Source organism: Cupriavidus sp. 207A1, assembly GCF_057798955.1.
In genome coordinates, this window is the sequence record NZ_JBYOJO010000003.1 from 161,477 (window position 1) to 174,355 (window position 12,879).

Annotated in this window: 12 protein-coding genes; 7 read left to right on the plus strand and 5 right to left on the minus strand. The window is 67.7% G+C overall.

Annotation, left to right across the window (positions count from 1 at the left end; all coding sequences use genetic code 11):
- Both AC3FMM_RS06385 and AC3FMM_RS06390 read right to left on the minus strand, forming a co-directional pair.
- Window positions 1-1,413, minus strand: coding sequence for a sensor histidine kinase (locus AC3FMM_RS06385; RefSeq protein WP_116312744.1), 1,413 nt, complete (start codon window positions 1,411-1,413; stop codon window positions 1-3).
- On the minus strand, window positions 1,410-2,084 hold the full coding sequence (locus AC3FMM_RS06390) for a response regulator (protein ID WP_010814248.1): 675 nt from the start codon (window positions 2,082-2,084) through the stop codon (window positions 1,410-1,412). Before AC3FMM_RS06390 ends, AC3FMM_RS06385 begins: the two co-directional genes overlap by 4 nt.
- A gap of 220 nt (window positions 2,085-2,304) precedes the next feature.
- On the opposite strand from AC3FMM_RS06390, the gene AC3FMM_RS06395 reads away from it, so the two are divergent.
- Window positions 2,305-3,363, plus strand: a complete 1,059-nt coding sequence (locus AC3FMM_RS06395; RefSeq protein WP_116312743.1) for a porin — start codon at window positions 2,305-2,307, stop codon at window positions 3,361-3,363.
- 196 nt (window positions 3,364-3,559) lie between these two features.
- Here the strand turns inward: AC3FMM_RS06395 and AC3FMM_RS06400 are convergent, their stop codons facing one another.
- A complete protein-coding gene (locus AC3FMM_RS06400) occupies window positions 3,560-4,534 on the minus strand; it encodes an NADPH:quinone oxidoreductase family protein (protein ID WP_111517704.1) in 975 nt (324 codons plus the stop codon).
- A 219-nt stretch (window positions 4,535-4,753) separates the two neighbouring features.
- Here AC3FMM_RS06400 and surE point away from each other — a divergent pair, with 219 nt between their 5' ends.
- From surE to AC3FMM_RS06425, 5 genes are all read left to right on the plus strand, one after another.
- Entirely contained in the window at window positions 4,754-5,506 is a 753-nt protein-coding gene (surE, locus tag AC3FMM_RS06405; RefSeq protein ID WP_488686304.1) for a 5'/3'-nucleotidase SurE, read from the plus strand.
- A 61-nt stretch (window positions 5,507-5,567) separates the two neighbouring features.
- On the plus strand, window positions 5,568-6,488 hold the full coding sequence (locus tag AC3FMM_RS06410) for a protein-L-isoaspartate(D-aspartate) O-methyltransferase (protein WP_115680537.1): 921 nt from the start codon (window positions 5,568-5,570) through the stop codon (window positions 6,486-6,488).
- An 8-nt stretch (window positions 6,489-6,496) separates the two neighbouring features.
- Window positions 6,497-7,369, plus strand: coding sequence for a peptidoglycan DD-metalloendopeptidase family protein (locus tag AC3FMM_RS06415; RefSeq protein WP_488686306.1), 873 nt, complete (start codon window positions 6,497-6,499; stop codon window positions 7,367-7,369).
- Window positions 7,370-7,375: 6 nt separating this feature from the next.
- Window positions 7,376-8,563 carry an RNA polymerase sigma factor RpoS gene (rpoS, locus tag AC3FMM_RS06420; protein WP_115680535.1) on the plus strand — a complete coding sequence of 396 codons (1,188 nt, stop codon included), beginning with the start codon at window positions 7,376-7,378 and terminating at the stop codon, window positions 8,561-8,563.
- Window positions 8,560-9,399, plus strand: coding sequence for a 3'-5' exonuclease (locus AC3FMM_RS06425; RefSeq protein WP_018007781.1), 840 nt, complete (start codon window positions 8,560-8,562; stop codon window positions 9,397-9,399). The genes rpoS and AC3FMM_RS06425 overlap by 4 nt, the downstream gene beginning before the upstream one ends.
- 42 nt (window positions 9,400-9,441) lie before the next feature.
- Here the strand turns inward: AC3FMM_RS06425 and AC3FMM_RS06430 are convergent, their stop codons facing one another.
- Window positions 9,442-10,296 (minus strand): endonuclease/exonuclease/phosphatase family protein, encoded by an 855-nt coding sequence (locus AC3FMM_RS06430; RefSeq protein WP_326346962.1) that lies wholly within the window; start codon window positions 10,294-10,296, stop codon window positions 9,442-9,444.
- A 233-nt stretch (window positions 10,297-10,529) separates the two neighbouring features.
- Between AC3FMM_RS06430 and rlmD the strand changes: the two genes are divergently transcribed.
- Window positions 10,530-11,858, plus strand: a complete 1,329-nt coding sequence (gene rlmD, locus AC3FMM_RS06435; RefSeq protein ID WP_115710007.1) for a 23S rRNA (uracil(1939)-C(5))-methyltransferase RlmD — start codon at window positions 10,530-10,532, stop codon at window positions 11,856-11,858.
- Window positions 11,859-11,921: 63 nt separating this feature from the next.
- Here rlmD and AC3FMM_RS06440 read toward each other — a convergent pair whose 3' ends face one another.
- Window positions 11,922-12,626, minus strand: coding sequence for a Bax inhibitor-1/YccA family protein (locus tag AC3FMM_RS06440; RefSeq protein WP_012353168.1), 705 nt, complete (start codon window positions 12,624-12,626; stop codon window positions 11,922-11,924).
- Window positions 12,627-12,879: the final 253 nt, after the last annotated feature.

Sequence of the window (12,879 nt, forward strand, 5' to 3'; positions counted from 1 at the left end):
TCAGCCTGCGGCGCTTGCCTCAGGCGCATCAAAGCAGACCGATACGGTCAGCCCGCCTCCCGGCGTATCCCCCAGCACCACCGCCGCACCATGCAGCCGCGCGATCTCGCGCACGATCGACAGCCCCAGCCCGGTTCCTTCCACGGACTGTCCGCTCTCGCCGCGATAGAAGCGCCGGAACACCGCATCGCGCTCTGCCGGCGCAATGCCGGGGCCGTTGTCGATCACCTGCAGCCACGGCACGCCGCCGTGCAGCGCCACGCGCACCGTGACCACCGCACCGCGCCCCGCATAGCGGATCGCGTTGTCGATCAGGTTGCCAGTCAGCTCCTGCAGCAGCTCGGCCTGCCCGGAGACCTGCACCGGGCCTACCTGCTCGAAGCCCAGGTCGACTTCGCTGCCACGCGCCACCGGCGCCCAGTCCAGTGCCACGCCTTGCGCCAGCGCATCGAGCCGCAGCGGCCTGAGCGTGGGCATATAGCCCGCATCAGGCTCCAGCCGCGACAGCGACAGCAGCTGCTGCACGCCCTTGGAGGCATGGCGCACGGTGCCGTGCAGCAGCCGCATATGCTCGCGCACGCGTTCGGCGTCGCGCTCGCGCAGCGCCAGCTCGGACTGCGCCTGGATGATCGCCAGCGGCGTCTTGAGCTGGTGCGCAGCATCGGCAAAGAAGCGCTTGCGCGCCTGCACCATGCCGTGGAGCCGGTCCATGTACTGGTTCAGCGCCTGCACCAGCGGCTTCATCTCGGCGGGCAGGTCCTTCTGCTCGATCGGGTCGAGCTGCGTGCCGCGTCGCGCCACCGTGTCGGAGAGCCGGTTCAGCGGCCGCAGCCCGCGCCGCACGCCGAGCCAGACGATGCCCAGCGCCAGCGTCACCAGCATCAGCTCCTGCAGCAGCGAGCCGATCAGGATGTCGCGCGCCAGCAGCTGGCGCGGCTCGATGGTTTCGCCCACCAGCACCCACACCAGGCGCGTGCGCGCCGAGCCCACGTCGTACACCGGCAGCGCCTGGGCCGCCATGCGCAGCGGGTGCTCGCGGAAGACAGTGTCGTAGAACTCGGTGCGGTACAGCCGCAGCGGCGCCTCGGCCGGCATCGGCAAGTCGTCGTAGCCGGTCACGGTGGCGCCGTCCTCGTCGCGGATGCGGTAGAAGATGCGCGGGCCGGCCTGGTCGTCGAAGAGTTCCAGCGCGAGGTTTGGCACGTCGACCTGGAGCCGCCCCTCGCGCAGGCGGATGCCTTCGCGCATTGCGCGCAGCGACGCCTCCAGCGTGCGGTCGAAGGCGATATGCGCGGCCGACATGGCGCGCTCATAGGTCAGCCACGCATCGAAGGCGAGCAGGGCCATCAGCGGCAGCAGCAGCCATAGCGACAGCTGCAGGCGCAGGCTGGGCGCCTGTCGTGGGAGCCTCATGCCGCCGGCCGCGCTTCGAGCAGATAGCCCAGCCCGCGCAGCGTGACGATGGCGACGCCGCTGCCGTCGAGCTTCTTGCGCAGCCGGTGCACGTAGATCTCGATCGCATCCGGGTTGACCGATTCGTCGATGCCGAAGATCTTCTCCGACAGCGCCGCCTTGTTCACCGCGCGCCCATCGCGCAGCAGCAGCACCTCGAGCACGGCGCGTTCGCGCCCGGTCAGCGGCAGCAGTTCGCCGTGCAGCAGGACGGCACGGCTGACGCTGTCGTAGTGCAGCGGGCCGCAGGCGATCTGCGTGCTCTCATGCCCGTGGGCACGGCGGATCAGCGCGCGGGCGCGCGCTTCCAGTTCGGACAGGTCGAAGGGCTTGGCCAGGTAGTCGTCGGCGCCCAGGTCCAGGCCGCGCACGCGGTCTTCGACCGAGCCGTGCGCGGTCAGGATCAGCACCGGCAGCGGGTTGCGGCGCTGGCGCAGGCGGCGCAGCACTTCCAGGCCGTCCAGTCCGGGCAAGCCCAGGTCCAGGATCAGCAGCGCGTAGTCCTGCGTGCTGAGCAGGTTGTCGGCGCTGCGGCCGTCGTGCATGCAGTCGACCGTGAAGCCGGCCTGGCCCAGGGCCTGGCTCAGGGAATTGGCCAGCATCACATTGTCTTCGGCAAGCAGGATACGCATGGGGCAGGGCAGTCAGGCGGCAATACGGAAAACCGGCCGGAACGGCCGAGGCCAGACAGATACAGGGAAGTGCGCCGGCTTAGAAGCTAGGGAAACCCCCAGTCCCGCAGCGGCGCGGTGCCCGCGAAAAGCCTGCATTCCGAAAGCGAACTGAAAGTGCGCGTCCCCTACCATCCGGCCGGCTAATGATTCACACAACAAGCACAAGCAAGGAGATAGCATGAAGCGTACGGCATTGGCATTCGCAGCGATGGGTCTGGCTGCGGCCGGATCGGCATCCGCCCAATCGAGCGTGACCATGTATGGCCTGGTGGACGCCGGCATCGAATATGTCAGCCACGCGGGTCCGGACGGCTCGGCGGTCAAGCTGACCTCGGGCGGCAAGAACACCTCGCGCTGGGGCATCCGCGGCAGCGAAGACCTGGGCGGCGGCCTGAAGGCGATCTTCGCCCTGGAAAGCGGCATCACCATCGACACCGGCAGGCTGGACACCGACAACACGCTGTTCGATCGCCGTGCCACGGTGGGCCTGGCAAGCCGCTACGGCCAGGTGGTGCTGGGCCGCACCTTTACCACGACCTACGACTTCATGCTGCCGTTCGACCCGATGGGCTACGCGCCGGCCTATTCGTGGGCCACTTCGTCGACCGCCACCGGCGGCCGCAAGGACGGCCTGTTCTCGCGCGCCTCGAACGCGGTCCGCTACGACGGCAGCTTCGGCGGCCTGAAGCTGGGCGCAACCGTGGCCATGGGCGAAGTGGCGGGGGACTTCAAGAGCTCGTCCAAGTACGCGCTGGGGGTGGGCTACAGCGCCGGCAAGTTTGCCGCGGCGGCCACCTGGGACCGCCAGAACGGCGCCGGCAGCAGCACCACGCCGGCCGACAGCACCGACTACATCCAGGGCATCCATGCCGGCGCCAGCTATGACTTCGGCGACCTGAAGCTGTTTGCCGGCTACCGCAACTACAAGCGCACCTTCACCACCGGCGCGGCGACGGACCGCAGCGACATGTACTGGGGCGGCGCCAGCTATGACTTCACGCCGGCCTTCACGCTGTATGGCGCGGTCTACAAGCAGAACATCAAGGGCGGCAACAACGCCGACCCGATCCTGTTCTCGCTGCGCGGCCAGTACGCGCTGTCCAAGCGCACGCTGGCCTACCTGTCGGTGGGCTATGCCGATGCGCGCAACGGGCAGAACGTCAGCGTCTCGCGCGACCTGGTCGGCTTCGCCAACAACCAGACCGGCGTCATGGCCGGCCTGCAGCATCGCTTCTGAGGAAGGGGCGGCCTGAATGGCCGGAATGGCCTCATCGGCCTGTTGGGAACTGCCCGCCGCCTGGCGCATGGGTGTGCGCCATCGAGGGCGGCTGGCAGCTTGAGGCGCGTTGCCTCAGCCGGGCGCAGGGCGTAGCCGCACGCCTTGCGCCCTTCTTTTACCGGCGGGCAGGGCGCGCCGCCGGCGTGCGTGCCGCTCAGGGCACGATCACGATCTTGCCGGTGACCTTGCGCGCTTCCATGTCCTTGAGCGCCTGCGCAGCCTGCTCCAGCGGATAGCGCGCCGAGATATGCGGGCGGATCTTGCCTTCCTTCATCCAGCCCAGCATCTGCGCCATGTTGGCCTGGTTGGCCTTGGGCTCGCGCCGCACGAAATCGCCCCAGAACACGCCTACCAGCGACGCGCCCTTGAGCAGCGCCAGGTTCAGCGGCAGCCTCGGGATCTCGCCGTTGGCGAAGCCCACCACCAGGTAGCGGCCGCGCCAGCCGATCGAGCGGAACGCCGGCTCGGCATAGATGCCGCCGACCGGGTCGTAGATCACGTCCGGACCCTTGCCGTCGGTCAGCGCCTTGATGCGCTCGCGCAGGTCTTCGGTGCTGTAGTTGATCAAGGCGTCGGCGCCATGCTGCTTGCACACCTCCAGCTTTTCGTCGGTCGACGCCGCCGCGATCACGCGCGCACCGATGGCCTTGCCGATCTCGATCGCCGCGAGGCCCACGCCGCCGGCCGCGCCCAGCACCAGCATGGTCTGGCCGGCTTTGAGCTCGCCGCGGTCGATTACCGCGTGGTGCGAGGTGCCGTAGGTCAGCGTGAAGGCGGCCGCGGTCTCGAAGTCGATGCCGGGCGGCATCGGCACCACCGACGCCGCCGGCGCCCTGGCCTGGCTGGCGAAAGCGCCATTGCCCAGGTAGGCGATGACCTTGTCGCCGGGCTTGACGTGGGTGACGCCTTCGCCCACCGCGTTGACCACGCCGGCGAGTTCCGAACCCGGGGTGAACGGCAGCTCGGGCTTGGCCTGGTACTTGTTCTGGATGATCAGCACATCCGGGAAGTTGACCGCGGCCGCCTTGACGTCGATGACCACTTCGCCCTTGCCGGGCACCAGGTCGGGCAGGGTTTCGAGGGTCAGCGAATCGGGCGGACCCCAGGCTTTGCACAGTACGGCTTTCATCTTGTCTCCGGTGGTGTGGTTGGCATGCCGCGCCAGTCAAGCTTACGCGGGCCGGCGGGGCAAGTGTAGCGCAGGAATAGCACGGTCGTTCTGTTTCATGCCGAAGCCGTGGAGGCGGTCATTTGCGGCCTGCATACAGTGCCGGTGCCGGCGCCGCAGATGGCCAGATCGGGCGGCGCGCAGGCCGCTTGCGCGCCGGCGCTCAGGTACAATCGCGGCATGCATATCCTTCTCGCCAACGACGACGGTTATCTCGCGCCGGGACTGGCCGTTTTGCATGCTGCGCTCGCGCCGCTGGGCCGGATCACGGTCATCGCGCCGGAGCAGAACCATAGCGGCGCTTCCAATTCCCTGACCCTGCAGCGTCCGCTGTCGATCTACGAGGCGCGCGAAGGCGTGCAAAAAGGTTTTCGCTTCGTCAACGGCACGCCCACGGACTGCGTGCATATCGCGCTGACCGGGCTGCTCGACGAAAAACCCGACCTGGTGGTGTCCGGCATCAACCAGGGCCAGAACATGGGCGAGGACGTGCTCTACTCCGGCACCGTCGCAGCCGCGATCGAGGGCTACCTGCTGGGGATTCCCTCGGTGGCCTTATCGCAGGTCGACAAGGGCTGGGAACACCTCGATGCCGCCGCGCGCGTCGCGCGCACCGTGGTCGAGCGCATCATCGACACGCCGCCGGCCGAGCCGTTTCTGCTCAACGTCAATATCCCGAACCTGCCGTTCGAACATATCCAGGGCTATCGCGCCACGCGTCTGGGCAAGCGCCATCCGTCGCAGCCGGTGATCACGCAGGTCAATCCGCGCGGCGATACCAATTACTGGATCGGCCCGGCCGGCGACGCGCGCGATGCCAGCGAGGGCACCGACTTCCACGCGACCGCGCAGGGCTATGTCTCGCTCACGCCGTTGCAGCTGGACCTGACCCATCGCGGGCAGCTCGACGCGCTCGACCAGTGGCTGAAGTAGGGCCGCCGGTCCCAAGCCACCCGAGCCGCCCGAGCCGCAGAATCGCCGCGTCGCGCCCCCGATGAGTTCCACGCCCCCTCGCAACAAGTTCCCGCTGCCGCTGGATGCGGTGGTCGAGCGCAAGCCCGCGCCCGCGCGCACCGCCGGCATTCCCGCCGTGGGCGCGCCGCGTCCGGCCGCGCCCGTGCCGCCGCCCGCGACGCCAGCCAAGCCGCGCCTGCCGCGCACCGCGGCACCGGCACCCGCGCCGGTGCCTGCCAGCGCGGTCGAGCAGCGCGCCTCGGCGGCCACCGCGGGCGGAGGCGGCATGGCCTCGGCGCGCGCGCGCGTGGCACTGGCGGCGCGGCTGCGCGCCGCGGGCATCCGCGACGAGCGCGTGCTGTCGGCCATCGCCACGGTGCCGCGCCACCTGTTCGTCGAGCCGGGACTGGCGTCGCAGGCGTATGAAGACGCGGCGCTGCCGATCGGCCATCAGCAGACCATCTCCAAGCCATCGGTGGTGGCGCGCATGATCGAACTGCTGCGCGAGGGCCTGGGCGCCGAGGCGCCGCTGGAGCGCGTGCTCGAGATCGGCACCGGCTGCGGCTACCAGGCCGCGGTGCTGGCCCAGGTGGCGCGCGAAGTCTTCTCGATCGAGCGCATCCGGCCGCTGCACGAACAGGCCAAGGCGAACCTGCGGCCCTTGCGCGTGCCCAACCTGCGCCTGCATTACGGCGACGGCATGCTGGGCCTGCCGCAGGCCGCGCCGTTCTCGTCCATCATCCTCGCCGCGGCCGGCATGGAGGTGCCCGAGGCGCTGCTGGAGCAACTGGCCATCGGCGGGCGGCTGATCGCCCCGGTCGCGGTGATGCCGCCGGCAGGCGTGCCCGGCCAGACCGTGACGCAGCAGCTGCTGCTGATCGAGCGGCGCAACCGCCATCGCTTTCACCGAACCGCGCTTGAAGCCGTTTTCTTTGTGCCCTTAAAATCGGGCACCATCTGAGTCGAACTATGCACAACATCGTGAAATCGCAAAATTTCGCACGCGCCGGACAACTTTTTGCGGCGACCTCGCTCGCGGCCCTGCTGGCCGCCTGCGCCAATTCGCCGATGCCGGCGCCGGTCGTGGACCGTACCTCCACCTCCGGTACCGCCGCGGCGACGCTGGAACCGGCGCCGCCCGGGTACTATCGGGTCAAGCGAGGCGATACCCTTTACCGTATCGCGCTGGAGAACGGCCAGTCGTATCGCGATGTGGCGGCGTGGAACAACCTGACCAACGTGAACCAGATCGAGGTCGGCCAGCTGCTGCGCATCGTGCCGCCGGGTGCCGACGTCAACACTGCGCCTGGCGTGGCCACCATGCCGGTGGCGCCGGGCACGGTGCAGGCCCAGCCGATCGACCAGGCCCGTCCGAACGGCACGCCGGTGCCGCCGCCGGCCACGCCTGCGGCCGCGGCTTCGGCGCCGGCGGCAGCGCCCGCCGCGACCGCGCCGGCATCGGCGCCGATGGCCGATGGCTCGATGAAGCTGAGCTGGCCGGCGACCGGCCAGATGGTCGGCAAATTCGACGACAAGGGCAATAAAGGCATCGATATTGCGGGCAAGAAGGGCGATTCGGTGCTGGCCGCGGATGACGGTCGGGTGATTCACGTAGGCCCCTTGCGCGGCTACGGGAATCTTGTCATCATCAAACACAACGAGACATTTCTTACCGCTTACGGGCACAACGACAAGGTGCTCGTCGCTGAGCAATCCACGGTCCGAAAAGGCCAGAAGATTGCAGAGATGGGCAACAGTGATACCGACCGGGTGAAGCTTCACTTCGAAGTTCGCAAGAACGGAAAACCGGTTGATCCGATGCGGTACCTGCCGCCACAGTGAGGGTTCATGCCACGCCAGAAAACCGTCTCCTCCGGAACCGTCAGCAGGGCTCGCCGTCCCAAGCAGCCGGAAGTGAAGGCTGGTGTGGCGCATCCCGACGAACACGCCGATGCAGAGGGCTTCGAGCCCGATCTCGCCGCCGAGATGCTTCCCGTGACCGACGAGCCCATCGCCACCTCCGCTTCGGTGGGCCTGCGCGAGGCCGACCTGCTCGGCGACGACAATGATCGCAACGAGCGCCATCTGCGCGACGACGACGAGGACGAGTCGGAAGACGAGGACGAAGACGGCGCGGAAAACGGCACCGAAAGCGCCGCCGCCGAGCATGACGATTTCCGCACGGTGCTGCATACCGAGCTGGCCGCCGACACCGTCCAGCACTACCTGAACCGCATCAGCATCAAGCCGCTGCTGTCGGCGCCGGAAGAACTGCATTTCTCCACGCTGGCCAAGGATGGCGACTTTGCCGCGCGCCAGGTCATGATCGAGCGCAACCTGCGGCTGGTGGTCAGCATCGCCAAGGGCTATCTCAATCGCGGCGTGCCGCTGCTCGACCTGATCGAGGAGGGCAACCTGGGCCTGATGCACGCGATCGAGAAGTTCGATCCGTCGCGCGGTTTCCGCTTTTCGACCTACGCAACGTGGTGGATCCGCCAGAGCATCGAGCGCGCCATCATGAACCAGGCCCGCACGGTCCGCCTGCCGGTCCACGTGATCCGCGAACTCAACCAGGTGCTGCGCGCCAAGCGCCATCTGGAGAAGGGCGGCACCGACGGGCGCGACGCCAGCCTGGAAGACATCGCCCACCTGCTGGGCAAGACGCCGGACGAAGTGCAGGACGTCCTGGCCCTCAACGAACACACCACCTCGCTCGATACGCCGTTCGATCTCGATCCCGGCTCGAGCCTCCTGGATTTCCTCTCCGACGAGCACAACGCCGCCCCCGACCAGGAGGTGGCGCACCGCGAGCTGGAAGGGCTGATGAAGCTCTGGCTGGCGCGCCTGTCGGAAAAGCATCGCTACGTGGTCGAGCGCCGCTTCGGCCTCAACCACATCGAGCCCGCCACGCTGGAAGAGCTTGCCGAGGAGATGGGCCTGACGCGCGAGCGCGTGCGGCAGATCCAGCAGGAGGCGCTGGTCAAGCTCAAGCGGCATTTCGCTTCGCAAGGTGTCAGGAAGGACGCCGTTCTATGACCCCTGTGCTGGTATTCGACATCGAGACCATTCCCGATGTCGCCGGCCTGCGCCGTTTGCATGACCATCCCGATGCGATGAGCGACGCCGAAGTCGCCGAGCATGCGTTCTCCGCCCGCCGGGAAAAGACCGGCAGCGATTTCCTCCCGCACTACCTGCAGCGTGTCGCCGCGATTTCCTGCGTGCTGCGGCGCACGCACCGCGATGGCTCGGCCGTGTTCCATGTCGGCTCGCTCGGCACGCCGCAGGACGGCGAGGCCACGCTGATCCAGAAGTTCTATGAACTGATCGCGCGCTACAGCCCGCAGCTGGTGTCGTGGAATGGCGGCGGCTTCGACCTGCCGGTGCTGCACTACCGCGGCCTGGTCAACGGCATCACCGCGCCGCGCTACTGGGAGATGGGCGAGGGCCGCGACGAGGACAGCCGCGACTTCAAGTGGAACAACTACATCAGCCGCTACCACATGCGGCACCTGGACCTGATGGACCTGCTGGCGATGTACCAGCCGCGCGCCAGCGCCCCGCTCGATGACCTCGCCAAGCTGTGCGGCTTTCCCGGCAAGATGGGGATGGACGGCAGCAAGGTGTGGCAGGCCTTCCAGGCCGGGCAGCTCGACGAGATCCGCGCTTACTGCGAGACCGATGTCGTCAATACCTACCTGATGTACTGCCGCTTCCAGCTGATGCGCGGCGGGCTGTCGCCGCGCGAGTTCGACCTCGAGATGGAATTCGTCCAGGAATCGCTGGCCGAGCTGCCGGGCGAACAGTGGATGGAATACCTGCAGGCCTTCCGCCTGCAGCGCCTGACGCCCGAAGCCGAAGACCTCGAAGACTGACGACGGCAGCCGCTAGCCCGGCCTGGACCGGCCTAGACCGGCCTAGAGGTCCAGCGACAGCAGGATCGGCTGGTGGTCCGAGGCATCGGTGTCGGCGTTGACCTCGCAGCGCCGGATGCGGGCAACGAGCGGCTCGGTCACCAGCATGAAGTCGCAGGCAAAGGGCGGCTCGGGCCATTGTTCCTTGTCGTGCAGCGCGCAGGTAGGGGCATGCGGCTGGCCGGGGTGCGCATGCAGCCAGGCGTCGCGCCAGGGCAGAGTGCCGTCGTCGAACGGTTCCAGCATGCGCCGATAGGCGATATCGTCGGGTTTGCTGTTGAAGTCGCCGCACAGGATGGCTTCGGCGGGCCGCGGCTCCGGCGTGAACGGGCCCGGCCACTGCTCGCTGCGGCCGGGGCGGCGGGCGTGAGCGCAAGCCTCGGCATGCCAGTCGCGCAGGGCTTCGGCCTGCGCCGTGCGCTGGGTCGCCGAATAATATTCCAGGTGGGTGCAGATCACGCGCAGCCGCGCGCTGCCGGCCTCGACCGTGGCTTCCAGCGCCACCCGCGGCATCGATGCCACCTCCGGATCCGCCGGCCAGGGCAATGCGTGGCGGAACACTTCGCGCACCGGCAGCCGGGTGGCGATCAGGTTGCCGAACTGCTTGAGCTCGCCGGTGCGGCCACGCCGCTCGACCGCCGGCGCATAGAGCAGGTGATAGCCGGGCAGCAGAGCGGTCAGCTCGGACACCTGGTCGGCGCCGGGCTCGCCGCGCAGTTCGCCAAAGCCGCGCGTCACCTCCTGCAGGCACAGCACGTCGGCATCGGCCATGGCGCGCAGCGTCTGTACCTGCCGCGCCAGGTCGACGCGCCCGTCGGCCCCGCGCCCCCACTGGATGTTCCACGAAATCAGTTCCATGCCTGCTCTCCGTCGTTGGCCCGGACGTACGCCAACGGAGCCGGCCCGGTCTGGCATACAATCGCGCTTTCGTAAAACAATACGTCAGGTTTTATCTGGTGTCCCAAGCCGTGTCCTCCCCACAAGAAACGCCGGCTGTGCCGGCTGCTGCGGCCGTCGAAGGTGCTGCCCCCGTCGCAAAGAATTCCCGTGGCCGTGGTGCCGCCCAGGGCGGTACGCCCGCGGACGACCCCGTGGTGACGATCGACAGCCTCGACATGGAAGCGCGCGGCGTCGGCCGGCTGGTCAACGAGGATGGCACACCCGGCAAGGTGATCTTCGTCGAGGGCGCGCTGCCCGGCGAGACCGTCAGCTACCGCAGCTATCGCCGCAAGCCCAGCTACGAGCAGGCTCACCTGGGCGAAGTGCGACAAGCCTCGGTGATGCGCGTCGAGCCGGGCTGCCAGCACTTTGGCGTCTGCGGCGGGTGCTCGATGCAGCATCTGGATTCGCGCGCGCAGCTCGCCATCAAGCAGCGCGTGCTGGAAGACAACCTGTGGCACTTGTCCAAGGTGAAGCCCGACGTGGTGTTCCGCCCGATCGCGGGGCCGGACTGGGGCTATCGCTACCGCGCGCGGCTGACGGTGCGCCATGTGGCCAAGAAGGGCGGGGTGCTGGTCGGCTTCCATGAGCGCAAGAGCAGCTACGTCGCCGACATGACGCGCTGCGAGATCCTGCCGCCGCATGTGTCAGCGATGCTGGTGCCGCTGCGCGAGCTGGTGATGGGGCTGTCGATCCGCGAGCGCATGCCGCAGATCGAGCTGGCCGTGGGCCAGGAAGTGACCGCGCTGGTGTTGCGCATCCTGGAACCCCTGACGGAAGCCGACAAGGACCTGCTGCGCGCCTTCGCCGATGCGCACAAAGTGCAGTTCTGGCTGCAGCCGAAGGGCCCCGATACGGTCTATCCGTTCTACCCGGCCGACGCCGAGCTGGCCTACACGCTGCCCGAGTTCGGCATCCGCATGCCGTTCAAGCCGACCGACTTCACCCAGGTGAACCACCAGATCAACCGCGTGCTGATCGGCCGCGCGCTGCGCCTGCTCGATGCCCAGCCGCAGGACCGCCTGCTCGACCTGTTCTGCGGCATCGGCAACTTCACGCTGCCGCTGGCGACGCAGGGCAAGTCGGTGATGGGCATCGAAGGCAGCGAGGCGCTGACCACGCGCGCGCTCGCCAATGCGGAATACAACGGACTCGCCGCCAAGACCGAGTTCGCGTGCCGCAACCTGTTCGAGGTCTCCGCGGAAGACATTGCCGCGCTGGGCCGCTTCGACCGCTGGCTGGTCGATCCGCCGCGCGAAGGCGCGCTGGCGGTATGCAAGGCGCTCGGCGAGCTGGCGCAGCAGGGCAGCGACTTGCTGCCGCGGCGCATTGTCTATGTGTCGTGCAGCCCCGCCACGCTGGCGCGCGACGCCGGCCTGCTGGTGCACGAGGCGGGCTACCGCCTGAGCGGCGCCGGCGTGGTCAACATGTTCCCGCATACGTCGCACGTGGAATCGATCGCGGTGTTCGACCGCGACTGATCGCAGCGACCAAAAGAAAAGCCGGCCAACTGGCCGGCTCTTTTCATGCCGCGGCGACTGCCGTCATTCGCGGTTGCCGCCGAAGATGCCCAGCAGAGCCAGCAGGTTGGCGAACACGTTGTACACGTCCAGGTAGATCGCCAGCGTGGCGGTAATGTAGTTGGTCTCGCCGCCGTTCACCACGCGCTGCACGTCGAACAGGATGTAGGCCGAGAAGATGCCGATCGCGATCACCGACACCGTGATCATCAGCGCCGGCAGCTGCAGCCAGATGTTGGCCACGCTGGCCAGGATCAGCAGGATCACGCCGACGAACAGGAACTTGCCCAGGCCGGAGAAATCACGCTTGCTGACGGTGGCGATCGATGCCATCGCGCCGAACACGGCCGCGGTGCCGCCAAAGGCGTACATGATCAATGCCGGGCCGTTCGAGAACGACAAGGTGACGCTGATCAGTCGCGACAGCATCAGGCCCATGAAGAAGGTAAAGGCCAGCAGCAGGACCACGCCCATGCTGCTGTTCTTGGTCTTCTCGATGGCAAAGAAGAACCCGAACGCGATCGCCAGGAACAGTATCAGCGACAGGCCGGGGCTGCCCGCCATGAAGCTGAAGCCGGTGGCCACGCCGATCCACGCACCGAGCACGGTGGGGATCATCGAGAGCGCCAGCAGCCAGTAAGTGTTGCGCAAGACCCGGTTGCGAACGACGACGTCAGTGACGGTCGACGCACTGTTGCCGAAACCGTAGGTGTTCAGCTTGTTATCCATGGTGACTCCTGTCTCAAAACGGTGAGGCGCCGGCGTTGCGAGACCTCAAATGCGAAGACTCGTATGGAAGCCGGACGGAACCATCGTCAATGTGGCATCGGGCAGGCCGGATTGCAAGGGCGCGGTAATTCAATCGTCACCTGCCGCTGACTCACGTCCGTTCGACGCCGCTCACATTGGATGTTAGCGGCGGCGCTGCGTTCCAGGGATGACAAGGTTGTAATGTGCAGTTTGTGCAACTCCCTGAAGGCAT

Coding starts and splice junctions, on each gene's coding strand:
- AC3FMM_RS06385 (WP_116312744.1), bottom strand. CDS start 1,413: ATGAGGCTCCCACGACAGGCGCCCAGCCTGCGCCTGCAGCTGTCGCTA.
- AC3FMM_RS06430 (WP_326346962.1), bottom strand. CDS start 10,296: ATGGAACTGATTTCGTGGAACATCCAGTGGGGGCGCGGGGCCGACGGG.
- AC3FMM_RS06415 (WP_488686306.1), top strand. CDS start 6,497: ATGCACAACATCGTGAAATCGCAAAATTTCGCACGCGCCGGACAACTT.
- rpoS (WP_115680535.1), top strand. CDS start 7,376: ATGCCACGCCAGAAAACCGTCTCCTCCGGAACCGTCAGCAGGGCTCGC.
- AC3FMM_RS06400 (WP_111517704.1), bottom strand. CDS start 4,534: ATGAAAGCCGTACTGTGCAAAGCCTGGGGTCCGCCCGATTCGCTGACC.
- AC3FMM_RS06410 (WP_115680537.1), top strand. CDS start 5,568: ATGAGTTCCACGCCCCCTCGCAACAAGTTCCCGCTGCCGCTGGATGCG.
- AC3FMM_RS06440 (WP_012353168.1), bottom strand. CDS start 12,626: ATGGATAACAAGCTGAACACCTACGGTTTCGGCAACAGTGCGTCGACC.
- AC3FMM_RS06395 (WP_116312743.1), top strand. CDS start 2,305: ATGAAGCGTACGGCATTGGCATTCGCAGCGATGGGTCTGGCTGCGGCC.
- surE (WP_488686304.1), top strand. CDS start 4,754: ATGCATATCCTTCTCGCCAACGACGACGGTTATCTCGCGCCGGGACTG.
- AC3FMM_RS06425 (WP_018007781.1), top strand. CDS start 8,560: ATGACCCCTGTGCTGGTATTCGACATCGAGACCATTCCCGATGTCGCC.
- AC3FMM_RS06390 (WP_010814248.1), bottom strand. CDS start 2,084: ATGCGTATCCTGCTTGCCGAAGACAATGTGATGCTGGCCAATTCCCTG.